The following is a 24,699-nucleotide window of genomic DNA, read 5'->3' on the forward strand; positions in this document are numbered from 1 at the left end:
CGCGCCCCTGTGCGCAAAATCTCGTAATTTCATGCACCTATTGCCGTTAAATGACGGCGCCATGACGAACCTGTCGGATTTGCCGGCGGAGGAAAGACAAAAGCGCGCGTGAGCACGCTGTCACACGAAGTATTTGCTGCCGTGCGTTAAGCGCCGCCTTCGATCATGCGGCGCCATCGCATTATTCGCGCAGCGCCTCTTCGCGCAGCCGGGTGAAGGGCGTCAGGATATAGGCCATGATCGAACGCTTATCGCCGATCAGGTTGACGTCCGCCGTCATGCCCGGACCGATCACCAGACGCCGGCCTCCGGGTCCGCGGAAGTTCTGCGCATCGGCGCGTACCCGCACGGTGTAATGGCTCTCTCCGGTGCGCTCCTCGAGCGTGGCGTCGGGCGAGATGGTCAGGACGCGGCCGTCCATGCCGCCATAGACGCCGGACTCGTACGCGGTGATGTTGACCCGGGCGCGCTGACCGATGCGCACGGCGGCGATGTCCTTGGGGCTGACGAGCGCCTCCACGGTCAGCGTCTCGGCGCTCGGCACCACTTCGACGATCGGCTGGCCAGCGCCGATGCTGCTGCCGACCGTCGACACGAGCACGCGATTGACGCGACCATCCACGGGGGAGGCGACCGTCGCGCGCCCGAGCTTGGCGGCAAGCGCCGGCATCGAGCGCTGGCGCGAGGCCATCTCGGATTGCGCGGCGGCCAGATCCGTCCCCGCCTGCGCGCGCCAGCTGCTCCGCACCTGGGCAAGGCTCGCCCGCGCTTCGGCGACGGCGGATTGCGCGCGGGCGATCGCTGCCGAGGCCTGGGCGGCATCGGTTCCCGCGACCGCGGCACTGTTCTCCAGCTGGATCAGTGTCAGCTGCGGCTCGATCCCACGCTGGACGAGCGGACGGATCATCTCGAGCTGGCGCTGCGCGGAATCGCGCGCCGATACCCGCGAGGCATAGGCCGATCGCGCTTCGGCGACCGCACGCTCGGCTTGCGCCGCGCGCGCGGCCCCCGCTGCGCTGAGGCTGGCGAGATCGCTCATGCGTGCCGCGTGGAGCGAGCGTTCGATGCCGATCTGCTGCGCAACCTCGGGCGTGGTCGCCGCGGGATAAACCGGTTCGCGGCCGGCGATCTCCGCCTGCAACCGGGCGATCTTGGCGTTGAGCGCACCGACCGTGATCTCGCTACTGCCGAATTCCGCCCCCGCCTGGGTCTGGTCGAGCCGGACGAGCGGCTGGCCGCGCTTCACGAGGTCGCCGACATGGACCAGGATCGCCGAGACGACCCCGCCTTCGAAGTTGCTGAGCACCTGCAATCGGCTGCTCGGCACGACGCGGCCGGGCGCGTGGACGGTGCGATCCAGCTTCACGATGCTGGCCCAGACGATGAAGACGACGATAAAGCCCAGGATCAACCACAGCAGCAGGTTCGACACCGCCTTGGGCTTGATGCGATCGGCGAGGTCTTCGAGATGCGTGTCGGTCATGGGTTCGGTACTCAGGCCGCAGTGCGGGGACGCTGGAGCGATTGCAGGACGGCGTCGCGGGGGCCATCCTGGACGACCTTGCCCGCCTCGACGACGACGATGCGGTCGACCAGCCGGACGAGGGCAGGGCGGTGCGTGATGAGCACGAAGGTGCGGCCCTGCAACTCGGTCTGAAGCCGATCGATTAGCTGCATTTCGGTCGTCTGGTCCATCGCACTGGTGGGCTCGTCGAACACCAGCACCTGCGGACGTCCGGCAAGCGCGCGCGCAAGGCTGATCGACTGGCGCTGGCCGCCCGACAGGCCCTCGCCGCGATCTGCGAGCATCAGGTCATAGCCATTGGCGATCCGCCCCATGAAACCATGCGTGCCGGTCAGCTCGGCGACGCGCAGCATCTCGGCATCGTCGACGCCGGGTCGGCCGAGCGTGATGTTCTCGCGCACCGAACCGCTCAGCAGCACGCTTTCCTGCAGCGCAGTGCCAACCAGCGCGCGCATCGCATGTGGATCATATTGGCGGATGTCGGTGCCATCGATCATCACCAGCCCCTCCTGCGGCGGGTAAAGACCGAGGATGAGGCGCGCGATCGTCGACTTGCCCGATCCGACCCTGCCGAGCAGTGCGACGCGCTGCCCCGCCGGAATGACCAGATCGAGCCCGTCGAACGTCTTTTCCGCAGCACCCGGATAGCGGAACGAGACCCCGCGCAACTCGATCCGGCCATCGAAGCGGGCGGGCTTGAGCGCGGTGCCGCGAGGCTCCTCGGACCCGGTTTCCATCATCGCGTCGATCTGCTTGTACGCCGTGCGCGTCGCCGACAGCCGCGAGAGCAGTGCCGCAATCGTCGCCAGCGGCTGCACCGCACGGCCCGACAGGATCGAACAGGCCACCAGCGCGCCGGTGGTCAGCTTGTGATCGGCGATCAGGAACACGCCGACGACGACGGTACCAGCATAGGCCAGCGTGTTCGCCGAGGCCGCGACCGTGGTCGCGATCGTCGAGACCAGGCGTTGGCGCGTCGAACTGTCCGAATGCTGCTGGTTGGCCTTTTTCCAGCGCTGGCCGAGCAGGCCGCTGGCACCGCTGGTCTTGACCATTTCGAGCGCGCCCACGGTCTCGACCAGCACGCTCTGCTTGGTCAGCCCTTCGCTCATCGAGCGCGCCGACAACCGGTCGAGCGCAGGTCGCGTCAGCCACCCCGCGCCGATGACGATCGGGATCGCCGCCAGCGGCACCCACACCACCATCCCGCCGAGGATGGCGATGAAGATCAAGGTGATGACGATGAATGGCACGTCGACCAGCGCGGTCATCGTCGCGGACGCGAAGAAGTCGCGCAGCGTCTCGAGCTCGCGCATCATGCCGGTCAGCGCACCGGTCGATCCCTTTTTCTGGTCGAGCCGGATCGCGACCAGCCGGCGGAACACGCGTCCACCGATCTCGTGATCGATGTCGGCGCCCGCCAGATCGGTAAAATAGGCGCGCAGGACGCGGAGTATGAAATCGAACACCACCACGATCGCCAGTCCGATCGACAGCGCGACGAGCGAGGAGAAGGCATTGTTGGGGACGACGCGGTCATACACCGTCATCGTGAACAGCGACGTGATCAGCCCGAAGATATTGATCATCGCAGCCGCCAGCGCGACCTTCAGATAGGTGCCCTTGTTGCGCAGCATCGGCTCGACCAGCCACGGCGCGAAGCGCGGCCGCGGATGCTCGATCATGTCGTGACCGGACCTGTCATGGGGCAGGGCATGAGGAGGGATCATCGGGGTTCCAGCGCGGCAGGTTGAATGCCCAGTGCCGGCAGCAGCCGGCCGGTCCGGGCGAGAAGCGCGTAGCGCGCGGTATCGAGTTCGATCACGGTCTGGACGTAGCGGGCGGCGACCCCGAAATAATTGCTCTGCGACGCGAGCAGGTCGAACAGCGTGCCGCGCGAAACGCGGAACCGCTCCGCCAGCACGTCGCGCGCGCGCCGGCTCGCCAGGTAATTGGCTTCGATCGCGGTCTGCGCATCCTGCAATGCGGCGACGTCGGCCAGCGCAATCTGTGCATCACGCTGTGAATCGAGGCGGGTACGCCGCAACCGGGCATCGGCACCGTCGGCGCGCGCCTGCGCCTGGTCGACGCGCTGCGGCCCGCCACCACCCAGCCGCATGCTGAGCGTCAGGCTGCCGCGGATGTCATAATCGCGTGCCGTCTCGATGATGCCGTAGCGGCCGGCATCGATCCCGCCCGATAGCTGCGGCAACAGATCCGACTTCACCGCGCGCACGTCCGATCGTGCCGCATCGACGCCGAGCTTGGCCGCGCGGATCGCGGGCAGCGTATCGATATCCGCGACCATGGTCGCAGTGCCGATGCCGGCGAGCGACGGCTCCGGCGCACGCGCCAGCCCGACCGGCGGCGCATGACCGATCACCGCGGTATATTGCGCTTCTGCGCCGGCCAGCTGGCGCCGGAAATCGGCAAGCTGTGAATCCGACGATGCGATATAGCTGTCGACCTGGGCTACGTCGCCCGCTGCGGCCGCGCCCTGAAGGATGCGATCCTCGATGCTGCTGCGCAGGCTGCGCTGGCTGATCGCGAAGGCCTCGCCCAGCCGGACGAGAACGCGGTAGCCATAGACGGTGTACCAGGCCGAGACCGCGCTCAGGGCGACCTGCGTACCGATATCCTCGACATTGGCGCGCGCCGCGTTCAGCCGGGCCTCGCTCGCGCGGATCCGACCGAGGCTTGCGCCGAAATCGATCAACGGCTGCTGGATGCGGAGCAACCCATCGGTGCGATGGCTCGGACGCGAACGTTCGAGGACGTTGTTCGGATCGTTCGAAAACGCCCGGTCGATGATCCGGAAGGTCGAGATCGACAGATCGGCGACGGGCAGTGCGCGCGCGCGCGCCTCGCCGCGTACGCCCTTGGCCTCGTCCGTCTGCGCGATCGCCTCGTCGAGCGAGGGATTGCGTGTAACCGCCTCGCTGATCACCTGCCGAAAGATCGCAAGCGAAGACTGCGCATGCGCCAGTTGGAGGATCGGGTCGGCCGTCGGATCGATGCGCAACGGATCCCCGCTCGGTGCCGGCAGCCCCCCGGGTACGCCCTGCGCCCAGGCGCCGAGCTGCGGCGTGCTGCGAAGCGGGGTCGGCGGGCCATAGGCCGTGCCGGACGGTCGCGCGAGCGGCTCGCTCGGGATCGCCAGGTCGATCGTCGGTACGGGCGTGGGCGACACGGTTACCGGCGTCGGAACGGACGCTTGGGGAAGGGAAGGCGATGGCGGCAGCGGTCGCGGCGTTGCGCCCTGCTGCGGATCGACGACCAGCGACCCTTGCGTTGCCGACGGCGCGCGCTGGGCATGGACTGAGGGCGTAACCAACGTCAGCCCGGCAGCGACGACCGCACGGCACCCGGCGGAACGGCGTACGCGCACCATCCGTTCTAACGCCTGCATCGTGACGCCGAGCGACAATGACCGTCGCCCCGTACCCGCATGCAGCCATCGCGAAGCACGATGGCCGTCGAACCTGTCATGTCGTCTTACCCCAGCCCCGCACTCGGGTTCGGCTGCACCCACCGCGCTCGCGGTCAGGACTGCCGACGCCCTTGCTCCCCTAATATGCGGCGGTTACCCTTGCAGGCCCGCCCCCCTGCATTCCCATTCTTCTATTTCGTGGCTCACGACAAGGGCATCGCGTCATCATACGCGCGACCGTTCCGTTGCCGATGCAGTAGCTTGTGCGGATCTGACCTGGCCGGCGATGATCGCTTGCGCGGCCGTCGCGATCCACGCCTGTGGCCGGCCTGTCCCGTAGGGGTGCTAGCGATCTTCAGGTGATCGACCATGGACGCCTGTGGTTTCAAGCGACGCTGCCATGACGCCCGGACATTCGACGGACGTCAGCGCCAGTACGGTGGTTGACCCGGGCGGTCGTCGCTATGCATGTCTCGGCGATCGTTCGATAGCGCGACCGTGTTCAGCTCAGCATGCGACATCCTTCATTCCCAGGCAGACCAAATCGTGATGCTTCGCAACAGACCTGACGACCGCGAACTGGCGCTGCTCGCCGCCTGCCTGTGCCCGCTGACCCTGCCGGACCGGACCGCGGGCATCGCCCGGATCGCCGCACTCCCCTTCGACGCCGACCGGCTGGTCGATCTGGCACACCGACACCGTGTCAGCGGCTTCGTCGAGGAAGGTCTGAAGGCGATCGGCTACACGCTACCGGACGCGGCTGCGGCCCTTCTGGCGCGGCGCGCGGCAGCGTCGCGAATGCAATCCCTGCGCAATGCCGGAGAGGAGATCCGCGTCGGCCAGGCACTGGCCGCAGCCGGGATCGATGCGCTGTTCGTCAAGGGATCGACGCTGGCGATGCATGCCCACCGCACGCTGATGCTCAAGACGTCCTGGGACGTCGACGTCCTGGTCGCGCGCGACCGGCTGGATGCGGCGTGCGAAACCCTCACGGCGCTTGGCTATCGCCTTTCGATCCTGGGGGGGATCACCGATCCGGTGCACATCCGTCGCTATCTGGCCGCGCACAAGGAGTCCGAATGGTATCATGACGAACGCGGGACCGTCGTCGAATTGCATACCGAACTCGGCGACAATCGTGCGGCCATCACCACGATCGGCCTGGACTCGCCGCGCATGCCGGTCGAACTGATGCCCGGCACGTCGCTCGCGACGCTCGCGCCGGCACCGCTGTTTGCCTATCTGGTGTTCCACGGCGCCAAGCATCTGTGGGCGCGGCTGAAATGGCTCGCCGACGTCGCCGCGCTGCTCCACGACGCGGATGTCGAGACGCTGTACCGCAAAGCGGTCGCGCTGGGTGCCGGGCGTTGTCCCGGGCTGGCGATCGTCCTGGCGCACGACATGTTCGGCATCGCCGTACCGCATGCCTTGCTGGAGGAAATCCACCGCGACCGCGTGACGCGGCGCCTCGTCCGCTTCTGCTACACCGCGATCGTGGCGGAGGAAGACGCAGAAGGCCGGCTGATGCGTCCGATGCGCGAGTTGATCGCGTTCGAGCGCGCGCAGCTCTGGCTCGTACCCGGTCTGGCCTATCGCTGGGGTGCCGTCCGCAGCCTGCTTGGCCGGCCCAATGCGGTCACGCATCTACAGGTACCCAACTGGGCGGTTCCCGCCGCCATCCTGACCGGATTGCCGCTGCGCCTGTTGCGGCGTCCGGCGCGGTTGCGGCCGCAGAGGGCGGGAGAGCCTGCCAAGCCCCTGTAGCGTCGGTGCGGTCGATCACGACACCAGCTTGCTCTCGGTGCGCCAGCCCCGCATGCTCCGCTGCATGCCGTTCCTTCGCAATCCTACCACCGCCCCTGCGGCCGATGGCCCCACGGGATCGCTGGTCGCGGACGGGAAGGCGCTGGTCGGCGATTTCGTCCGCTATGGCGGGCGGCGACTGGGCGCCGCGCTCGCGCTGATGCTCGCGGGCGGCATTCTCGAAGGCGTCGGCCTGGCGTTGCTCGTGCCGATCTTCTCGCTGCTGGCACCGCAGACCGGCGGACGCTGGCGGGCGATGATCGTCGATGCGCTGTCGTCGATCGGGCTGGTCACGCGGCTCGAGCAATTGGCGGCGGTGCTCCTGGCGTTCTGCCTGCTGGTCGGCGTGCGCGCGGCCGTGCTGTCGGCACGCGACCGGCTGGTGTCGGACCTGTCGCTGGGGTTCGTCGATCATCGCCGGCTGATGGTCGTCACCGATCTGGCGCACGCGCGCTGGTCGTCGCTGGCGCGGCTGCGGCATGCGCGGATCGCGCACATCCTGTCGAGCGAGATCACCCGGCTGGCCTTTGCCTGCTCGGTGCTGCTGCAGATGATGACGGCGAGCATCATGCTGGTGACCCAGGCGATCCTGATGATCCTGCTGTCGCCGGTCGTCGCGGTGCTGATGGTCGGGTTCGCGCTGCTCGGCCTCGTCGTGCTGGTGCCGTTGTCGCGGCGAGCGGCCGATGTCGGCCGATCGACCGCACGCTTCGCGTTCCGCATTGCCGGCGAGACGGCCCATTTCCTCGGCGGTCTCAAGATCGCGGTCGCGCACGACATGGCGGATGCCTTCGTCGCGCAGATCGGTGAGGAGGGGGCACAATTGCGCTCGCAGCTGACCCTCCAGCAACGCTTCCAGTCGCGGGTTGCGATCGTATCGGCGAGTATCGCCTCGCTGGCCGGGGCAATGATGATCTTCGGTGCGGTGCTGTTCGACATCCCGACCGTGACGCTGCTCGCCGCGCTGGTCGTGCTGGTGCGGATGAGCGGCCCGGTCCGGTCGCTCCAGCAAAGCGTGCAGCAATTATTCGGCGTGATGCCCGCCTTCACCGCGTTGCACGATCTGAAAGTCGATCTCGGCCCGCCGGTTGCGATCACCAGCGGCGCCGGCGCGCAGACGGTTCGGCACGGAACGATCCGGTTCGACCGCGTGACCTTTCGCTATCCGGACGCGAGCGCGGCGGTCTTTATGGGGCTCGATCTCGTGATCGGCGCGGGCGAGCTGGTCGGGCTGTCGGGTCCTTCGGGCACCGGCAAGACCAGCTTCGTCGACCTGCTGACGGGGCTGCTGGAACCGAGCGAGGGCAGGATCACGATCGGCGACACCGTGCTGGGCGCGGCCACGCTCGCAAGCTGGCGGCGTCGCCTCGCCTATGTCGCGCAGGACTCCTACCTCATCAACGACAGCATCCGTCGCAACCTGACCTGGGGGAGCGACGTCCGCCCCGATCCCGACCTCTGGCAGGCGCTGGCGCAGGCGGGAGCGGCCGACATGGTCGGCGCGATGCCGCAGGGCCTCGATACGCCGATGGACGATCGCGGCACGCGGCTGTCGGGCGGCGAGCGCCAGCGGATCGCGCTCGCCCGCGCGCTGCTGCGCGATCCGCAGCTGCTGATCCTCGACGAGGCGACCAATGCAATCGACATCGCGACCGAACAGGCGGTGATCGCCAATGTGCGCCGGGCGCTGCCCGAGGCGACGATCCTGATCATCGCCCACCGCGAGGAAACGCTTCGCGCGTGCGACCGCGTGATCATGCTGGAGACCGCGCAGACCGCCGATACGTAGCCGTAGAACCCAACATGTCGACAGATCGACAGTAAGGGTCGAACCCTGGATCGGAACGCATCGGTAGAGCCCTGTGCCCGTCTTCCCGATAGCAATTCTCCGGATCGGCTTGCGACGACAGGGCAACCCGTTAAGCGTCATGGATATTGCCGCTTTATCGGAGCCTTCGATGCGCCTCACAATTGCTGCCGCTCTCCTCGTTGCGTCCGCGGCCCCGACATCGGCCCAATCGCTTCACCAATATGGCGCGCTTGCCCTGTCGCCTGCCGGCGATCGGATCGCGACGGTCGAGAATAGCGGGGCGCGCGGCGTGGTGACGATCCGCAGCGTCGCCGATGGGCGGGTGCTGCGAACGATCGATCCCTGCGCGACGTGCAGCTATTCGGGGCTGACCTTCGCGCCGGGCGGCGACCTGGTCTTTCTGGTGCGCGACGGTACCGCGGGCACTGTGCGGCTGACCTATGCCGATGCCAGGACGACGCGCACGGTCGCCACGATCGCCGGCATCGCGCAGACGCCGCGGGTCTCTCCCGACGGCAAGCGGATCGCGTTGCTGGTGACGCTGGGCGCTGCCAAGGAATCGGGTGCGACGCAGGCGGGCGTGCGGATGGTCGGCGAGATCGGCGAGAAGAGCGACGAGCAGCGCCTCGCGGTGTTCGACATTACGAAACCCGCCACGACGGTGACGCCGCTGTCGCCGGCGGGTCGCTATGTCTACGAATATGCGTGGACGCCGGACGGTCGCGGTTTCGTCGCGACGACGGCGCTCGGCAATGGCGACAACAACTGGTGGGTGGCGACGCTCGACGCGATCGATGCGCAAACCGGCGCGGTACGCTCGATCGCGAAGCCCACGACCCAGCTCAACCAGCCGCGCGTGTCGCCCGATGGACGGACGGTTGCGTATATCGGCGGGCTGATGAGCGATTTCGGCTCGATCGGCGGCGACGTCTTCACCGTGCCGCTGGCAGGCGGCAGCCCACGCAACATCACCGCCGGCGCGAAGTCGACCGTGACCACGATCGACTGGACCAAAGCTGGCCTGCGGACGGTGACGCTGGCGGGCGATCAGGTCCAGCTCGGCACGCTGACGCCCGGTCAGCCGGTGGTGCCCGGTTTCGCCAAGCCGGCAAGCGTGAGCGCAGGCGACGGTCGCGCGGTATTCTCCGCCGATGGTCGCATCGCCGCAGCCGTGGTGCAGGATTACGAGCATGCGCCCGCCATCTATGCCGGGCCGATCGGCGCGCTGCGGCAGCTCACGCACGACAACGACGCAGCCCCCGCGCTCGTGACCGCGCGCAGCATCACCTGGAAGAACGAGGGGTACGACGTGCAGGGCTGGCTGCTTGCGCCTCGGATTACGCCCGCGGGCAAGGCGCCGATGATCACGCTCGTCCACGGCGGGCCCTCCTCGGCATCGATGCCGGGTTATCTGTCCGAGACCTCGCTGAATGCCGCGCTGCTGAAGGCGGGCTATTACGTCTTTCTGCCCAATCCGCGCGGCAGCTATGGCCAGGGCGAGGCGTTCACCGCCGCCAACAAGCGCGATTTCGGGGGCGGCGACCTGCGCGACATCCTCGCCGGCATCGACGCGGTCGAGCGGCTCGCACCGATCGACGACAAGCGCCTGGGGCTGGGCGGATGCAGCTATGGCGGCTTCATGGCGATGTGGGCGAATACGCAGACCGATCGCTTCAAGGCCATCGTCGCTGGCGCCGGTCTGTCGAACTGGGTGAGCTATTACGGCACCAACGGCATCGACCAGTGGATGCTGCCGTTCTTCGGCACGTCGATGTACGACGACATGAAGGCCTATGAGGACGTATCGGCGATCTACCAGGCCAAGCGGGCGAAGACGCCGACCTTCATCTATGTCGGCGAGCGCGATATCGAGGTGCCACCGACCCAGTCGATCGAGTGGTGGCATGCGCTGAAGGACCGCAACGTGCCAGTGAGCCTCGTGATCTACCCCGACGCGGGCCACTGCGTGACGGGACCGGAACAGTCCGCGGACGTGCGCCGACGCGCGATCGCCTGGTACGATCGCTACGTGAAGACCGCGCGCTGAGCATTGCCTGAACCCCGTGCGCCGGCATAGGCGCCCGGGGTTCAGACGAAGCGTCCGACCTCGGTCAGTGCCGGATCGACCGGATAGCCGGTGACGTTGAGCCCGCCGGCGTCGAGCCAGGCGTGCGCTTCCAGCGCCGTCCCGGTCGGATCGCGCACGCCCAGATGCAGGACGCTGTCGATTCCGCGGCGCTCCAGCATAGCGCGCGCGGCGATCGCCTGCTGGAGGCACAACGTCCGGAACGGCAGCCACGGCGTGACCGCGCCGACCGACCAGCGGATCGCGAATATCATGTCCGCCTCGGCTTGGGAGAGCGGGGCGGGCGGGGCAGGTGGGGCAGGGGGGCCCGTCCGGCTATGCGGTGCGAGGATACCACCCAGATGGCGGACAAGGACCCTGAACGGCAGCAGGCTGCGGAGCCGTGCGACCAGCAGCGCGACACTTGCCTCGACGATCAGGCGCCGGTCGGCATGGCTCATGCTCGACGCGGTAAGCAGCTTGCGGCGTAGCGACGACATGCCCTTCTCCGGCGATCCGGGCGGTCCCGCATTCGCACGCCCCGAGGCATACCGGTCGCCGTCACCGCGGTCCAGCCGCGCACTTCACGACCCGTTACCGCGGAATTCCGATCATGGCGCCTTCCCGATCATGTGACGCGCAGCCGGTGCGCGCAGCCTATGCAATGGACCTGCCGCGATCCAGCAGGTCTTCCAACCACGGGTCGACGATCGCATCGATCACCAGATGGACGCGGGCGGTCGTGCCGGTGTTCACGACCGAATGCGGATCGGCCAGCCGCAGATACCAGACGCTGCCGGGCGCCATCCCGACGCGCGTCCCGTTGAGGCGGAAATCCACGCCGGGGTTGGTCGCGATCGGGATATGCAGCCGCGCCGTGCCGGCCTCGGCTGCGAGATCGATATCGCGGTGGTCCTTGATCACCGATCCGGGCGCGAGCCGCATCAGGCGGACCGCCTCCAGCGGGCAGGCAAAACCGTCGAGCACGTCCGCGATATAGGGGCACAGCCCGAGCAACGCGGTATCCGCCCACTCGCGACACATCGGGTCGGGCGCGATCTGGAGGATCGGATGAACGGCGCCGACGGGCGCGCGCAGCGGCAATACGCTCCAGTCGCCTTCGTAATGCTGCGGCACGAAATGCCCGGTCCAGGTGCGATCCCCGAGCTGATCGAGATCCGCCGCGAGGCGGGCGGCGTCGAACGACAGCGGCAGGCGCAGCCGATCGGGCCATCGTGCAGTTGTAGAGGCGCCAGCGGGCAGGTCGCCGCAAGGGCCGACGGGGAGCGCGTGTTGTCCGATAGGCTCAGCCACGATACGCTTCCCCGGGTTCCGAGGTGCAGCGTAAGACGTGCCCGACGCGATGCCAAGCGACCCGGCCGCATCGGTGAACCAGAGCGACCGATACCAGGTACCGATACCAGAGCAGCCGGTACCAGAGCAGGGGGGGGACAGAGCATGACCGATGCCACGATGCACCATGGCCATGATACGCCGGGCGATCCGTCGGCGCACGCCGGGATGGCCGCGTTTGCCGCGCTGGTGCTCGCCGACGAGGCGCTCCAGGCCCGGCTCGGCGCGATCGAGCAGCCCGATGCCTATGTCGCCGATGCCGTCGCGATTGCGGCCGCGCACGGGATCGCGCTCGGCGTGGAGGCAATCCGCGCCACCATCCGGCCCGATCCGCTCGGTATCAGCCGCTGGATGCCCAGCCCGGTGACGCTCGATCGCTGGCCGTCGCGCGGCTGGCTGCCCGCGCGTGCCGTGCAAACCGGTGCGAAGCCGGCGTTCGACTGGGCGTGGTTCGGGCCGGGGCAGCTCGACGCGCCGTTCTACGAGGATTCGGTGCGGCGGTTCGCGCCGCGGCCGTTCAACCTGATGTTCCGGACACGTACCAGCCTCGAGGCGATGATCGCCGACGCGGATACCGCATCTGCGCCCGCCGGCTTCATCCATCATATGTCGCGGTGCGGATCGACGTTGGCCGCACAGATGCTTGGCGCGGATCCAGCCCATGTCGTGCTGTCGGAGCCCGAGCCGCTCGATGCGGTCGTCCGCTGGGCAATGGAATCGCGCGCACCGCTGGACGAACAGGTCGCGGCCCTCCGCGCGATCGTCGCCGCGCTCGGGCGAGACCGATCGGGGCAGACGCGGCGCGTCTTCTTCAAGCTCGACAGCTGGCACGTGCTCGCGCTGCCGCTGTTCCGTGCGGCCTTTCCCGAGACCCCCTGGGTGTTCCTGTACCGCAACCCGGTCGAAGTGCTCGTATCGCAGCGACGGCAGCGCGGTATCCATACCGTGGCGGGCCTGCTGCCCGTCAGCATCGTCGACATACCGGGGGCGGAGGGCATGGCGGCAGACCGCTATGCCGCGCTGGTCCTGAAACGGATGGGCGAGGCCGTGCTCGAGCATTGGCCGTCGGGCGGCGGGTTGCTGGTCGATTATACCGAAATGCCGGACGCGCTCATCGACCGGATCGCGCCCCATTTCGGGTTCATGCCCGATCCGGTCCAGCACGCCGCGATGCGCCACGTCGCGACACGCGATGCCAAGGCACCCGAGCAGCTTTTCGTGCCCGACACCGCCGCAAAACGGCGGGATGTGCCTCTCGAAATCGAGACCGTGCGCGGCTTGGTCGATCCGGTTCATGCGCGCCTTGATGCCTTGCGGAAAAGCACGATGAAACAAGCCGAGCCTAACACATATCAATCAGAACACTAGAACATCGACAATGAACATATCTGTTGTTCATCTATAGTTCTCACCATAATCGCCATGTTGACTCTTCGGTGCAATACTTTGATTATTGCATGGAACAACAGGGGGGTGCTGGCATGTCGAACGCATCGTATATCGGTGAAATCAGAACGTTTGGTTTCAGTTTCGCACCAGCAGGCAACGCCCTGTGCAACGGTCAGATTCTTTCTATACAACAGAACACCGCGTTATTTTCGTTGTTAGGCACGACCTATGGCGGCAATGGAACTACCACGTTCGCGCTTCCCGACCTGCGCAGTCGCGTACCGATCCATTACGGACAGGGACCGGGCCTGGCGGTCTATACCATGGGTCAGCTCGGCGGTACCGAGACCGTGACGCTCACCACGAACCAGCTCCCGGCGCATACGCACACCTTCGCCAACAACGGATCGACCATGACCGCGCTGCCGGTAAAGGCCACGTCGCAGACGCCTGCCGCGGGTTCGCTGCTCGGACGGTCGAACGATCCCAGTACCGCGGCAAGCCAACCGCTGGTCTATCTTCCGGCAGGGACGGCGGGCACCGCCGTACCGCTGGGCGGTCTCAACATCGCGGGCACCATCGCGTCGACCGGTGGCAACCAGCCGGTTCCCGTGTTGCAGCCCTATCTGGCGCTGAACTACTCGATCGCGCTCCAGGGCATATTCCCTTCGCGCAACTAGCGTCGGCGGGCAGGCTTCGTTGTGAACACAGCGCGCTCGGCTCGGGCCTGGATGCCCCCTGCATCATCCAAGGACCCGCGCCTTGGGGAGATCCCCGTCCCGAAGGCTGTCGTGCGCCGAGCGCGGATCGCTCCCGGCCGATGCAAAACCCAGCGGTTCGAACGCCTAGTTGAACACCGCCTGGTAATAATGCCCGGGTTCGCCGGCGAGGGGGCGGGCGATCCGACCGATGTCGATCAGGTCGGGACCAAACCCGCCACCACGCAGGACATAGCTGCCCGGCATCAGCATCGCGTCCGGCGCAGAGCGGAAGATCAGGATGAAGGGCGGTCGATCGAGCTTTGCGTGATTGATCAACGGCGAGGCTTCCACCAACTGCAACGCGACCGGTTGCGGATCGCAGTCGGCCATGAGCGCATGACCGACCAGCGGCGTAAACTCGCCGAGATGGATCGGGCGGGGGAGCGGCACGCTGTTAATCATGGCGCAGGGGTATCATCGGAGCCGGCGCGGACGAAGCGCAGGTCGGTCCAAATCGTACCGATCGCGAACGGGGTCGCCTCGCCGGTACCGAACACGCGCCACGTTGATACCGTCTGCCTAGAACAGGTCGGTTGGACGAGACGCTGCAGGGCGACACCCTGCATGGAGGATAGCGCAACAACGATAGAAGCGGCCCCAGCCACCTCTCCAGGCGATGATTGCCGCGCCGGGATCGATCGAGCCTGCTGCATCGGTTTCGACCGCATCATCGACACCGACCTGCCGATCGAAGGAACCCGTACCGCGCCCGAACCCTTGGGCGGAAACGAAGACGAGGCCATCAGGATATGCTGGGGTCGGGCGATCCCCGTTCCCACCAGCGCCCCACCGATCTGGTCGCTGGCCGAGGATGGGCTTCACTTCGCCGCACCCGGCGTCGCCGAATATCGCTGCACGCCGACCCGCATCGACGTGATCCCGATCGAAGGTGCGCCGCAGGACATGATCGAGGCGCTGCTGATCGCCACCGCGCTACCGGCAGCGCTGTGGTTGCAGGGCGACTTCATGATCCACGCCGCTGCCGTCATCCCGCACGACCGGACCGAAGGCGCGCTGGCGATCGCCGGTCCATCGGGCAGCGGCAAATCGAGACTCGCCGCGGCGTTCATGGCGAGGGGTGCATTCCTGGTCGCCGACGACAGCGTCGCCGTCCGCCAGGCCGGTTCCGAAGACGCCTCGCGGCAAGGCTGCGCGGGGCTCTCCGGCGGATATCATCTGTGGATTCAGGGCGGGGAGGGGACGCGCGCGTTTCACCCCGTTGCCGACGCGCGTGCGCGACGTTCGGCTCGATTGGCGGCGGTCGTCGTCCTGGACGACGGTTCGCGCGCAAGCCGGACGCGGCTGGGCGCGATCGAGGCGGTCGAAGCGCTGCTGGCAAACCGGCACCGTCCCAGCGTGCCACGCCATTGCGGTCTCGAGCCGCGCTCGCTCCGCGACGCGGTCCGGCTTGCGCAGAGGATCCCGGTCTACCGATGGCCGCGCGATGACGCGGATGCGTTGCTCGACGACGCCGTCCGACGGGCGATCATGCCCGACCACTCTACAGGACAAGGGGGGACGCGATGACCGACACGCTATGGCAGCGGACCGACAAATGGGTCGGCACCGAGGTCGAGGACAGCTTCGTGATGATCAACCTGGAAACGGGGACCTATCTGACGCTGAACGCTACCGCCAACGCGGTCTGGGACGTGCTGGAAACACCGCAGACGCAGGATGCGGTCGAGGCCGCGCTGCTCGCCCGGTTCGACGTCATGCCCACGGACTGCACGACCGCGGTGACCAGCCTGTTGGCCAAGATGCACGACATGAAGATCGCAGGCCCGGTGTGACCGCAGCCACGGCCTGATCGGGGGGAGGCTGCATGCAGATACGTCCCGAGCCCGCCAAGGCGTTGAGCGCGCGCCAGGAGTGCGAGGTGGTGCGCGCTGCGGTCGCGCGCAATCCTGCCTCCGCACCGTTGCGGCTGCGGCTGGCGAGGTTGCTCAACCAGCTCGACGCGTTCGACGAGGCGATCGCGGTGCTGACCGCGCCGGCCGCAGGGATGCTCGATTGCGCGGGCTGCCTTGCCCTGGCAACCGCCCGTTTCGCGCGCGACCAGCCGGGCGATACCGCGCTGGCATGCGACGCCGCGACGCATGCGGAGGCGCTCGCGACGACCGATGCGGAACGCAGCGCGGCACTCGCCGAACAGGCCAAGGCGCTGTTGCGGATGGACGGTCACGGGGTCGCGCGGGATCGGCTGAGCGAGGCGTTGCGGCTCGATCCCAGCAACGCCAATGCGTGCCGGCGCCTCGTCACCGAGCTGCTGCGGACCGGCGAGGCCGAGGCGGTGATCGTGATGACCGACCGGCTGGCGGCGCAGGGCATCGGCCACGCGCGGCTGTTCGCGGCGCGGATGCTGGCTTTCGCGCGGCTCGGCCGGATCGAAGAGGCGCGCGCGACGACCGATCTGCCTGCGTTCCGCTATCGCCAGCCCTTGGCTCCCCCGCCCGGCTGGGCCGATATCGGCACCTTCAACACTGCGCTTGTCGAGGAGCTGAAGACGCATCCCGGCCTGCGCTACGAGCGTCATGGCACGGCATCGCACGGCACGTGGCGGATCGATGCGCTGGCGACCGGCGCGGCGCCGATCGCGCGCGCGCTGCTGGCGCAGATCGCCGAGACCGCGGAGCGGCATGTCGCCGCGCTGTCGGATAGCACGCATCCCTGGCTTGCGGCGCGCGCCGATCACGGCGAGCTGCGCAGTTGGTGCGTCATCACCGAAGGCGACGGTTTCGAGCAATGGCATGCGCATCCGTTCGGCTGGATGAGCGGGGTCTATTATGCGCAGGTCCCCGACGCGGTGATCACCGGCAGCGATGCCGGCGGGTGCATCGCGTTCGGCCTTCCCGATGGGTTGATCGGCCCGGAGATGGCGGCGCGCTTCGGCGAGGATCTGGTCCGCCCGCAACCAGGATTGCTGATGTTGTTCCCGTCGCACAGCTATCACCGCACCTTCCCGCACGGCGCCACGGATCGCCGGATCTGCGTATCGTTCGATATCTGGCCGGCTTAGGATCGCGAACGCCACCAGGTCAGGAATTCGGCGGTGATCGCGGTCAGTTGCACTTCGTAGGATTCGGCGAAGTTCGCCGGTCCCCGCGCGGCAATCTGCGCGAGCGTCTGGTCGAGCCAATCGAGATCGATCCACTCCTCCACCTCGGCCTTGCGGAACGCGGCGATCCGCCCGCGCGCGGCGGAGGCCTGTCGCTGGAGCCGCGCCATGTGATCGGGCGATGCGGGCCTGCCCGAGCGCCGCAACCGGATCGTGTCGGGCAGATGACCGGCGAGCATGTGGCGGACGGGCGCACGATTGAGACCGTCATGGACGAAAAAGCCTGCCGGAAAGCCCGCGAACAACCGCAGCAGCCGGACGTCGCGGAAGGGGAATTCCATGCGCAGCGCCCCTGGATAGAATTCGTTCGGGTGCAGCAGCGCCTTGTCCGCGCCGGGCAGATACCCCCACGGGTCGCGCGGACGCCGGATCTCGTCCTCAAGCGGCGCCGAGGGTGGCGTCCGCATCGCCTCGGGCAGCGCGGCGAGACGCGCCGGCGACAACCGGACATGGAAGGGGCCGTGCCGCACCGGCTCCTCGACCGCCCCCGCCAGATAGCGCCGCAACCGTCCCGCGGTCCCGCGCATGCGTTGCCGCATCGTCGTCAGCGGAAACTTGACCGTTACCGTCGCCTCGCCGAACGACCCGTCGAACAACGCGGTCGCGCCCAGCGCCTTGCCCCTCGCCTGGAACGTTTCGGTCAGGCAGTGGCGCACGGGCATCGGCGGGCGGCTGGCACCGCCCAGGATCAGGTCGGACGGGCGATAGATGTCGGCGTCCTCAGGCGGCGAGACATGCTCGGCCATCAGACCGATCCGATCGGCGACCGCATCGGCGAACGCGGCTTCGTCGGGGAACCCGCTGCCGGGCGGCGCGACCGAGGTCAGCAGGATCATGCGCTGCTCGGCCGCCCGCTCTTGCGCCGCCAGCCACGCGATCGTCGAGGAATCGAGCCCGCCGCTGAGCAGCACCCCCGGAACCTGCGTCCGCGCGATCCGCGTGCGCAAGATCGTCCGCAACGTCTCTTCGCACGCGACGACCGCATCGTCGAACGACCCCGTCCACCGCGACTGCGGTACCAGGATCGGCGTGGCATCGCGGCGAATGCCCTCCGCTTCGATCGTCAGCCGCGTGCCAGGCTCGAGTTGGCGGACCTTGGCCAGCATCGTCCGATCGCCCATCTCCTCGCGCAGCGCGGCCCGCAGGTCGGCGCGCCCGATCGACACCAGCAAGCCCGCCTCGTCGAGCCGGTTGCCGATCCACGCAATCCGCGACAGCGCGAACAGGTTGGGAGCAACCGCGACGCGGGGACCGTCGACCGCGAAGAACAACCGGTCGCGACGCGCGGCCGACATCATCAGCACCAGCCGGCGGTCGCGACGATCCCAGTGAAGCAGCGACCACTCGCCGATCATCTCGGCCGGGGTGTCGCGTCCGAACCGCTCCAGCGCGGCGCGAGCGAGCAACGCCGAGGGCAGCGTCGGCGCGACGTTCAGCCGCGCCGCCAACGCCTGCGGTTCCTCGATATGACCGACGAGGATCGTCAGCGCATCGTCCACCTCGATGCGGTGCAACGCAGCGCGATCATGCGGATCGACCGCATGCGCGAACGCCGAGCCCGGCGCACCCGACACGGCCGCGCCATCCAATCCGAGCGCGTCGACATCGCGCGGGTCGACCGGGCCGCCATCGAGGCGGAACAGGCCGTAGATCCCGCTGCTCAGCATCCCGCTGCTCGCCATTGTATAGACCTGCGATTGACGCGCGCGTCGCGACGGATAGACCATGATGGATGCCCGACATCGACCGTTTTGCCGCAAAAAGCGCGCTGCGTGAGGCGATGGCGCGCGACGCCTATGCCCGCGGCGAAGTCCGGATCGCCGATCCCGATCTTGCCGGACAAACCTGGCTGGTCGCGTCGCACCGCGGCCTTTTCGCGATCGCACATGACGGCGGGGCAGGGGGCGAACCAGGGGACGGGCACACCGCGGCGGGAGCCAGCGTCAAGACGGTGCTGTACGGCTGGTTCTTCGGGCTGTGCCGCCACGGCGACGCGCTCTATCTGTTCGAGAATTGCGGGCATCGCGACCGCACTGTGCCGATGGGGCGGATCGTCCGTTTCGATCTTGCCGGAGACCGACTGGCCGCGCCTGACGTGCTCGTCACCGGGCTGCACACCAACTGCCACCAGATCGCGGTCGTCGACGGGCTGTTGTGCGTGCTCGATACCGCGAACCAGGCGATCCTGCGGTTCACGCTCGACGGCCGCGCGGTCGACGTCCAGCGCCCGTTCGCCGCAGCCCCGCCGCACGACACCAGCGGCGCCTATCTGCACATCAACGCGATCGCGAGCGTCGGCGACCGCACCGCGATCATGCTCCACAACGGCAAGGCGATCCCGGAAAAGACCAGCGAGCTCGCATGGCTCGATCGCGACTGGCAGCTCATCGAGCGTCAGCCGCTGCCCGGCCATAGCTGTCACGATATCGTCGCAGACGAGCGCGGGATGCTGTGGCACTGCGACTCGATGGCGGGCGACATCATCGCCTCCGACGGCACGCGGGCGCACATCACCGACACGCTCATGACGCGCGGACTGGCGATCACGCCCGCGGCGATCATCGTGGGGATGTCCAGTTTCGGCCCCCGTCATCTGCGCAGCAAGCTGCATGGCGGGGTCATGATCCTCGACCGCACGCTCGAACGCCGTGCGACGATGATACTCGGCGGATCACCGACGGATATCATCGCCCTGTAACATCGTCCTGCAGCGGCGCAGCGTCGAGATCGAGCGCCCCAGCTTGCGCTGGAAGCGATCAGGATCTCTGGCAATCCGGGGAAGGGTTTCCCCCGGCATCGTTACCCGTGCCGGGCGACAGCGACGTTTCGCGGACGTCGAGTTCGCGGATCTCTGGTGCGATCCACGCCTTGCGCTGGCCCGTCTGAATGGTCTGATCGGTCATCATGATATCCCCGTTCACTGCATCTAAGATCAAAATAACGCTTTACGGAACGTAAGCTATGCCATTCGCTCCTCAATAAACAAGAGTTTCTATTATTCGCGTACTTATACGCCAGCCTGCGAAGCTCGTCTTCGTTACAATCAAAAACAGTAACTTAATCTAGGTTATAATCACACACGGCGGTTTACGTTCTCAGTTTTGCATCGATAATGAACTATTCAATCGGCGATGATTCCATGCTTTTACTGCGAGCAGGAATTAGATTCGCGTTCTAGTGAGTCTACTGAACGGCAGGCAGTCATGTTGCAGCGCACTAGAATCGATCTCGAAGTCGCCAAGCAATTGACGCTTCCCCAGGAGCTGGCGCTCGTACGCGCAGCGTATGCGCGCCATCAGGGGCTGGTACTGCGCGGTCGATTGGCAACGCTGCTGCTGGTCTGCGATGCGTTCGACGAGCTTGTCACCTTGCTGTCGCCGCACGACGACCTGACTTTTCTCGAAGAGATGCTGCTTGCCCAGGCCTGCCTTGCCCGCGAGACCGCGGACGATGCCAAGCATGCGCGGATCGTCGCGAACCGGGCACTGGCATCGGCGACCAGCGACGCACAACGTGCGGCCGCACTCGCGATATGTGGCAAGGCGGAGACCCGGCTCGGCAAGGACGATGCGGCGCGGGCGACGCTGACGCACGCACTTCGGTACGACCCGCACGAGAAGGACGCCTGCAAGCGCCTGGCCGCGCTCGATCTCGCCGCGAACGATCCGGCTGCGGTGTTGACGATGGTCGACGACCTGACGGCGCAAGGTGCGGCGCACGCTCGATTGTTCGCCGCACGGGCCCTGGCGCTGGCGCAGGCCGGCACGATCGATGCAGCCCGTAGCGCGGCGGGGCTGGACGATCTCGCCGACATGACCGTTCTCACACCGCCGCCCGGCTGGGACGATATCCACGCGTTCAACGCGGCCTTGGCAGAGGAGCTGCTTGCACATCCGGGGTTGCGGTACGAGCGCTACGGCACCGCCTCCGCGCTGACCTGGCGGATCGACTGCCCGGCAAAGCGCGAGGCGCCGCTCGTCCACCTGCTATTGGCGCAGATCGCAGGAGCCATCGATACGCATCTGCAGCGGATCGCGGTACTCGACCACCCCTGGGCAAGGGCCCGACCGGCGTCGGCGATGCTGCGCAGCTGGTGTGTCATCACCGAAAGCGACGGATTCGAAACCTGGCACGTCCACCAGTTCGGCTGGCTGAGCGGCGTCTATTACGTCCGCGTACCGGACTCGATCGCACAGGGCGGCAGGCGCGATGGGGAAGGGGGCGATGGAACGGACGGCGCTGGACATGGCGGATGCCTCGCCTTCGGCATGCCCGAAGACCTGGTGGGCGACGACGCCGCGGCCGCGTTCGGTACGCGGATCGTGCGGCCGCATGACGGCCTGATGCTGGCGTTTCCGTCGCACACCTATCACCGCACGTTCCCGCACGGCCTGCGCGAAAAGCGGATCTGCGTCGCGTTCGATCTCAGGCCGATGTGACCGCGTTTTACCGCGCATCGGCCTTCGGGCTGACGTGGCACTCGGACATCGCGCTCGATGGCTTCGACCAACTGCCCCCGACCTTGGATAGGGGACAAGGCGGCGTGCGCGTCGCGCGGGTCACCGCACTTGCCGAGCGCGGGATCGGGCGGCCCATCAATCGAGGACGCCTCTATGGCGATGGCATTCGGCTCGGCTGGGAGGACGAGGTGACGTTCGACATGATCGACGGTACCCGGATCGACTATCTGCCCGGCCCCGACTGGCGCGGCACATTCCCTTTCAGCTTCTATGCCACCATCGCCGCGTTGACGCTGGCCTGGCGTGGCGCGATCCCGTTCCACGCGTGCATGGTCGAGGTCGACGGGTACGCCGTGCTGATCGCGGGGCCGTCGGGGGCGGGCAAATCGAGCCTGACCGCGGGGTTGCTCGGTATCGGCACACGGCTGGTGGCCGACGACATGGCGGTCGTGCGTATCGAGGACGGACGCATCGAGGCGTCCCGCGGCCGCCCGACGATGCGTCAGCACCGCGATACCGCCGCGCGGGTCGACGCCGACCTGCGCCTGCCGATCCCCGGCGACCTGCGCGACAAATGGCTGGTGCGACCGCGCGCGCGCGCCGACGATGCGATACTGCCACTCGCCGGCCTGCTGGTGCTGACCAAAGGGTCGATCATGCCTGACGCGAGCGCGAAACTCGCGTTGCTCTCGGCGCACCTCTTCCGTCCGCAATGGCTTGCCGCATTGCCCAACCACGCAGCGCGGAGGCGCGACCTGCTGACGATCGCTGCGGCGATACCGGTCCTGACCTTTCCGGCGATCGCGACGTTCGATCCGCACGATCAGGAGGAAAGGGCATATCGCGCGCTCGCGCGGATCAGGACGATGATCGCGGCGCGGCCTGCACGAACCAGCCGGTAAACACGCGCCTCGGCCCGCCGCTGGCAAGCGGCAGGACGCGGTGCTCGAGGTCGCCGGCAATATCGAAGATCAGCGCGGTCCCGGTACGATCGTGACGATAGCGGGTCAGCACCTCGTGCGTCGCGGTGGTGCGCAGCTCGAAACCACCCCCCTCATAGGCAGCATCGGACAGGTTGACGGTGATCCCCAGCCGGCGCGCGCCCGCCGCGTCGTCATGCGTGTCGTTATGCCAGTCGAGCGCATCCAAGCCGTTGGCGCGGGTCTGCACCAGCCGCCCTTCGACGCGGTTCAGGGCATCGCAGCCGGTAACCGCCTCGACCCAGCGCAGGAAGGACGGACGACTGAGCACGATGTTGAGCGCGGCGCCGACCCGCTGCGGGGCCTCGACCTCACGCGACCCGAGCCGGTCGACATGGTCGGCCACGAAGCTTCCGCGACGGCAGCGATCGAGCAGGCTGGCCAGCAGATCGGGTTCGAGGAGGTCGCTACATTCGATCGCACGATAGCACTGGAAGACTCGGGCAGGACCGTCGGGCGCCGCGAGTATGTCGGTACGCTGCGCACCGATCGCGATCGGACGGGCGTGGTGGCCCGGCATAGTGTCGTCGGAAGCTACTGTAGGGCCGGAAGATGGGGTTCGGATCGATGCGGACATATCCGGCTCCTCTGCCAGGCTCTCGGGGACAACCAAGGCCCGCAGCACGGCCCCGTCAAGGCAAGACCGATCTAGATCTTGGCGAAGACGAACGCGGCATAGGCGTCGTCGGGCAACAGCCGATCGTCCGGACCATAGAACGGGCCCGATTGCGGCTTTGCGCCCGGCGTCGCGACCGTCCGATAGTGCGCCGAGGTGGCGGTATCGACGAACCGGAAATGGCAACCCCACAGGATGAGCAGGCCGCCCGGTCGCACGCAGCGGTCGAGCGCCTCGACGGCTGCGGCGAACCGGGCGAACGGCAGCAATGCGGTGCAGCGTTCGGGGCGCAGCACGTCGAGATCGCCGTGCCGCAGCACCGAGAGGCAGAACACCGCGTCATATCCCTCTGCCGCCAGCGCGTCCGGCGTATCGGCGCAGGCGAAGTCGATCCGTCCCGACGTCGAGCGGGGCCCCATCCGGGCGACGGTCCGTCGGGCCTGCGCGATACAGGCAGGGTTCGCATCGATCGCGTCGATCCGCGCGTGCGGCATATGCCGCGCCAGCGTGACCGCCTCCTCGCCCGTCGAGCACCCGAACGACAACAGGCGAGGTGCCGTAACCTCCGCCAGTCGCGCCGCCACGAGTGCGAACAGCACCGGATGCCGATCCAGCCGTGTCACCGTAGCAGGCTGGAACAGCAAGGCACCGCGACGGCCGGCATCCAGTCGCCCACGGCCCAGCGGCGTTGCCACTGCCCGGACGAAACGGACGAGCGCGACCAGCGCCGCGACCCGTTTCAGGCGGTTGCGCACGCCGCCCATCACGAGCGACAGGTCATTGGGGGTCGCAACCATGTCCGCATCGCGGGAAAGCGCGGGCCCTTCTCCCCCGAGTGCGCCGCCATCCGCCAATATTGCAGCATCGGCAGCCCGATAAAGCTTCCCCCGGCAAACGCCGCGACCAGATAGTCGGGGCCGCCCTTATAGGCGGCATGGAACAGCGTGGCCGTCGGTATGCCGATCGCCATCGCCGCGGCATAGGACCAGGCGATCGCCGCCATTTCCTCGGCCGGATCGTCGCCGACCTGCGACAGCGTATCCCGAAGCGCCGGATCGGTGACCGCGAGATGTCCCGCCTCGTGCAGCAGGTCGCCGACCCGGCCCGGTTGCGCGGGGTCGTACACCAGCGCGCCACGCTGCACCGTCATCGCCGACAGCACCGCATCGACCGGTACCGTCCCGGCCACGACCTTGAGTCCGATGCCACGCAAGAAATCGACGATGGCGTCCAGTTCCGGAGCATCGCCCAGCAGAGGAGAATGCCCAGCCTTCATGTCGACACGTCTACGCGTCTACGATCATACCGGCAAGGCGCTCCGTAGAATGCGGCAGACGGGACCAAGACTCCGGCTTGTTAAACGCCCGCCGATGGCCGACCCTTGGTCCG

Annotated in this window: 22 protein-coding genes; 11 read left to right on the forward strand and 11 right to left on the reverse strand. The window is 67.5% G+C overall.

Features of this window, described 5'->3' with window-relative positions:
* Window positions 1-181: 181 nt before the first annotated feature.
* Genes EQZ23_RS18360 through EQZ23_RS18370 form a run of 3 tightly spaced genes read right to left on the reverse strand, consistent with a single transcriptional unit; the run spans window position 182 to window position 4,934 of the window.
* Window positions 182-1,483, reverse strand: a complete 1,302-nt coding sequence (locus EQZ23_RS18360) for an HlyD family type I secretion periplasmic adaptor subunit (RefSeq protein WP_128455916.1) — start codon at window positions 1,481-1,483, stop codon at window positions 182-184.
* Between the two features lie 11 nt (window positions 1,484-1,494).
* On the reverse strand, window positions 1,495-3,210 hold the full coding sequence (locus EQZ23_RS18365; RefSeq protein ID WP_128455917.1) for a type I secretion system permease/ATPase: 1,716 nt from the start codon (window positions 3,208-3,210) through the stop codon (window positions 1,495-1,497).
* Between the two features lie 41 nt (window positions 3,211-3,251).
* Complete coding sequence (locus EQZ23_RS18370; protein ID WP_128455918.1) at window positions 3,252-4,934, reverse strand: TolC family protein; 1,683 nt, start codon at window positions 4,932-4,934, stop codon at window positions 3,252-3,254.
* Window positions 4,935-5,504: 570 nt separating this feature from the next.
* On the opposite strand from EQZ23_RS18370, the gene EQZ23_RS18375 reads away from it, so the two are divergent.
* From EQZ23_RS18375 to EQZ23_RS18385, 3 genes are all read left to right on the forward strand, one after another.
* Window positions 5,505-6,719, forward strand: a complete 1,215-nt coding sequence (locus EQZ23_RS18375; protein ID WP_164913507.1) for a nucleotidyltransferase family protein — start codon at window positions 5,505-5,507, stop codon at window positions 6,717-6,719.
* A gap of 37 nt (window positions 6,720-6,756) precedes the next feature.
* The gene (locus EQZ23_RS18380; RefSeq protein ID WP_128455920.1) at window positions 6,757-8,547 is read left to right on the forward strand and encodes an ABC transporter ATP-binding protein; all 1,791 of its coding nucleotides are present in this window, start codon (window positions 6,757-6,759) and stop codon (window positions 8,545-8,547) included.
* Between the two features lie 169 nt (window positions 8,548-8,716).
* On the forward strand, window positions 8,717-10,615 hold the full coding sequence (locus EQZ23_RS18385; protein ID WP_128455921.1) for a S9 family peptidase: 1,899 nt from the start codon (window positions 8,717-8,719) through the stop codon (window positions 10,613-10,615).
* A gap of 41 nt (window positions 10,616-10,656) precedes the next feature.
* Here EQZ23_RS18385 and EQZ23_RS18390 read toward each other — a convergent pair whose 3' ends face one another.
* Window positions 10,657-11,133, reverse strand: a complete 477-nt coding sequence (locus EQZ23_RS18390; protein ID WP_128455922.1) for a lasso peptide biosynthesis B2 protein — start codon at window positions 11,131-11,133, stop codon at window positions 10,657-10,659.
* Between the two features lie 157 nt (window positions 11,134-11,290).
* Entirely contained in the window at window positions 11,291-11,947 is a 657-nt protein-coding gene (locus EQZ23_RS18395; protein WP_206364318.1) for an aspartyl/asparaginyl beta-hydroxylase domain-containing protein, read from the reverse strand.
* 144 nt (window positions 11,948-12,091) lie between these two features.
* On the opposite strand from EQZ23_RS18395, the gene EQZ23_RS18400 reads away from it, so the two are divergent.
* Together EQZ23_RS18400 and EQZ23_RS18405 are read left to right on the forward strand one after the other, a co-directional pair.
* A complete protein-coding gene (locus EQZ23_RS18400; RefSeq protein WP_128455923.1) occupies window positions 12,092-13,354 on the forward strand; it encodes an aspartyl beta-hydroxylase in 1,263 nt (420 codons plus the stop codon).
* A gap of 113 nt (window positions 13,355-13,467) precedes the next feature.
* Window positions 13,468-14,055, forward strand: a complete 588-nt coding sequence (locus EQZ23_RS18405; RefSeq protein ID WP_128455924.1) for a tail fiber protein — start codon at window positions 13,468-13,470, stop codon at window positions 14,053-14,055.
* 165 nt (window positions 14,056-14,220) lie between these two features.
* Here the strand turns inward: EQZ23_RS18405 and EQZ23_RS18410 are convergent, their stop codons facing one another.
* Complete coding sequence (locus tag EQZ23_RS18410) at window positions 14,221-14,538, reverse strand: hypothetical protein (RefSeq protein WP_240663679.1); 318 nt, start codon at window positions 14,536-14,538, stop codon at window positions 14,221-14,223.
* A 162-nt stretch (window positions 14,539-14,700) separates the two neighbouring features.
* On the opposite strand from EQZ23_RS18410, the gene EQZ23_RS18415 reads away from it, so the two are divergent.
* Genes EQZ23_RS18415 through EQZ23_RS18425 form a run of 3 tightly spaced genes read left to right on the forward strand, consistent with a single transcriptional unit; the run spans window position 14,701 to window position 17,155 of the window.
* Entirely contained in the window at window positions 14,701-15,663 is a 963-nt protein-coding gene (locus EQZ23_RS18415; protein ID WP_128455925.1) for a hypothetical protein, read from the forward strand.
* Window positions 15,660-15,929: a PqqD family protein gene (locus tag EQZ23_RS18420; RefSeq protein WP_128455926.1), complete on the forward strand. Its 270-nt coding sequence runs from the start codon at window positions 15,660-15,662 to the stop codon at window positions 15,927-15,929. The genes EQZ23_RS18415 and EQZ23_RS18420 overlap by 4 nt, the downstream gene beginning before the upstream one ends.
* A 32-nt stretch (window positions 15,930-15,961) precedes the next feature.
* Complete coding sequence (locus EQZ23_RS18425) at window positions 15,962-17,155, forward strand: putative 2OG-Fe(II) oxygenase (RefSeq protein ID WP_128455927.1); 1,194 nt, start codon at window positions 15,962-15,964, stop codon at window positions 17,153-17,155.
* Here EQZ23_RS18425 and EQZ23_RS18430 read toward each other — a convergent pair.
* Window positions 17,152-18,936: an asparagine synthetase B family protein gene (locus tag EQZ23_RS18430; RefSeq protein WP_164913508.1), complete on the reverse strand. Its 1,785-nt coding sequence runs from the start codon at window positions 18,934-18,936 to the stop codon at window positions 17,152-17,154. The genes EQZ23_RS18425 and EQZ23_RS18430 overlap by 4 nt on opposite strands.
* Before the next feature lie 50 nt (window positions 18,937-18,986).
* Between EQZ23_RS18430 and EQZ23_RS18435 the strand changes: the two genes are divergently transcribed.
* Window positions 18,987-19,952 (forward strand): hypothetical protein, encoded by a 966-nt coding sequence (locus EQZ23_RS18435; RefSeq protein ID WP_128455929.1) that lies wholly within the window; start codon window positions 18,987-18,989, stop codon window positions 19,950-19,952.
* A 58-nt stretch (window positions 19,953-20,010) separates the two neighbouring features.
* Here EQZ23_RS18435 and EQZ23_RS19955 read toward each other — a convergent pair whose 3' ends face one another.
* Window positions 20,011-20,157, reverse strand: coding sequence for a hypothetical protein (locus tag EQZ23_RS19955; protein ID WP_164913509.1), 147 nt, complete (start codon window positions 20,155-20,157; stop codon window positions 20,011-20,013).
* A gap of 303 nt (window positions 20,158-20,460) precedes the next feature.
* Between EQZ23_RS19955 and EQZ23_RS18440 the strand changes: the two genes are divergently transcribed.
* Window positions 20,461-21,693, forward strand: coding sequence for a putative 2OG-Fe(II) oxygenase (locus EQZ23_RS18440; protein WP_164913510.1), 1,233 nt, complete (start codon window positions 20,461-20,463; stop codon window positions 21,691-21,693).
* Entirely contained in the window at window positions 21,690-22,616 is a 927-nt protein-coding gene (locus EQZ23_RS18445; protein WP_128455931.1) for a hypothetical protein, read from the forward strand. Before EQZ23_RS18440 ends, EQZ23_RS18445 begins: the two co-directional genes overlap by 4 nt.
* On the opposite strand, the gene EQZ23_RS18450 is transcribed toward EQZ23_RS18445, so the two are convergent.
* The 3 genes from EQZ23_RS18450 to EQZ23_RS18460 form a co-directional block, all read right to left on the reverse strand.
* Window positions 22,573-23,214 carry a 2OG-Fe(II) oxygenase gene (locus EQZ23_RS18450; protein ID WP_164913511.1) on the reverse strand — a complete coding sequence of 214 codons (642 nt, stop codon included), beginning with the start codon at window positions 23,212-23,214 and terminating at the stop codon, window positions 22,573-22,575. The two genes, EQZ23_RS18445 and EQZ23_RS18450, sit on opposite strands and share 44 nt — an antisense overlap.
* A 128-nt stretch (window positions 23,215-23,342) precedes the next feature.
* Complete coding sequence (locus EQZ23_RS18455; protein WP_128455933.1) at window positions 23,343-24,107, reverse strand: methyltransferase domain-containing protein; 765 nt, start codon at window positions 24,105-24,107, stop codon at window positions 23,343-23,345.
* Complete coding sequence (locus tag EQZ23_RS18460; RefSeq protein ID WP_128455934.1) at window positions 24,074-24,586, reverse strand: hypothetical protein; 513 nt, start codon at window positions 24,584-24,586, stop codon at window positions 24,074-24,076. The genes EQZ23_RS18455 and EQZ23_RS18460 overlap by 34 nt, the downstream gene beginning before the upstream one ends.
* Window positions 24,587-24,699: the final 113 nt, after the last annotated feature.

It is taken from the genome of Sphingomonas sp. UV9 (assembly GCF_004101245.1).
GTDB lineage: Bacteria > Pseudomonadota > Alphaproteobacteria > Sphingomonadales > Sphingomonadaceae > Sphingomonas.

Excerpts from the sequence above, each read along its gene's own strand:
- EQZ23_RS18410 (WP_240663679.1), bottom strand. The coding sequence starts at position 14,538 with ATGATTAACAGCGTGCCGCTCCCCCGCCCGATCCATCTCGGCGAGTTT.
- EQZ23_RS18370 (WP_128455918.1), bottom strand. The coding sequence starts at position 4,934 with ATGCAGGCGTTAGAACGGATGGTGCGCGTACGCCGTTCCGCCGGGTGC.
- EQZ23_RS18400 (WP_128455923.1), top strand. The coding sequence starts at position 12,092 with ATGACCGATGCCACGATGCACCATGGCCATGATACGCCGGGCGATCCG.
- EQZ23_RS18405 (WP_128455924.1), top strand. The coding sequence starts at position 13,468 with ATGTCGAACGCATCGTATATCGGTGAAATCAGAACGTTTGGTTTCAGT.
- EQZ23_RS18375 (WP_164913507.1), top strand. The coding sequence starts at position 5,505 with ATGCTTCGCAACAGACCTGACGACCGCGAACTGGCGCTGCTCGCCGCC.
- EQZ23_RS18460 (WP_128455934.1), bottom strand. The coding sequence starts at position 24,586 with ATGAAGGCTGGGCATTCTCCTCTGCTGGGCGATGCTCCGGAACTGGAC.
- EQZ23_RS18450 (WP_164913511.1), bottom strand. The coding sequence starts at position 23,214 with ATGCCGGGCCACCACGCCCGTCCGATCGCGATCGGTGCGCAGCGTACC.
- EQZ23_RS18425 (WP_128455927.1), top strand. The coding sequence starts at position 15,962 with ATGCAGATACGTCCCGAGCCCGCCAAGGCGTTGAGCGCGCGCCAGGAG.
- EQZ23_RS18365 (WP_128455917.1), bottom strand. The coding sequence starts at position 3,210 with ATGATCGAGCATCCGCGGCCGCGCTTCGCGCCGTGGCTGGTCGAGCCG.
- EQZ23_RS18360 (WP_128455916.1), bottom strand. The coding sequence starts at position 1,483 with ATGACCGACACGCATCTCGAAGACCTCGCCGATCGCATCAAGCCCAAG.
- EQZ23_RS18435 (WP_128455929.1), top strand. The coding sequence starts at position 18,987 with ATGCCCGACATCGACCGTTTTGCCGCAAAAAGCGCGCTGCGTGAGGCG.
- EQZ23_RS18390 (WP_128455922.1), bottom strand. The coding sequence starts at position 11,133 with ATGTCGTCGCTACGCCGCAAGCTGCTTACCGCGTCGAGCATGAGCCAT.
- EQZ23_RS18430 (WP_164913508.1), bottom strand. The coding sequence starts at position 18,936 with ATGGCGAGCAGCGGGATGCTGAGCAGCGGGATCTACGGCCTGTTCCGC.
- EQZ23_RS18415 (WP_128455925.1), top strand. The coding sequence starts at position 14,701 with ATGGAGGATAGCGCAACAACGATAGAAGCGGCCCCAGCCACCTCTCCA.
- EQZ23_RS18420 (WP_128455926.1), top strand. The coding sequence starts at position 15,660 with ATGACCGACACGCTATGGCAGCGGACCGACAAATGGGTCGGCACCGAG.
- EQZ23_RS19955 (WP_164913509.1), bottom strand. The coding sequence starts at position 20,157 with ATGACCGATCAGACCATTCAGACGGGCCAGCGCAAGGCGTGGATCGCA.
- EQZ23_RS18385 (WP_128455921.1), top strand. The coding sequence starts at position 8,717 with ATGCGCCTCACAATTGCTGCCGCTCTCCTCGTTGCGTCCGCGGCCCCG.
- EQZ23_RS18455 (WP_128455933.1), bottom strand. The coding sequence starts at position 24,107 with ATGGTTGCGACCCCCAATGACCTGTCGCTCGTGATGGGCGGCGTGCGC.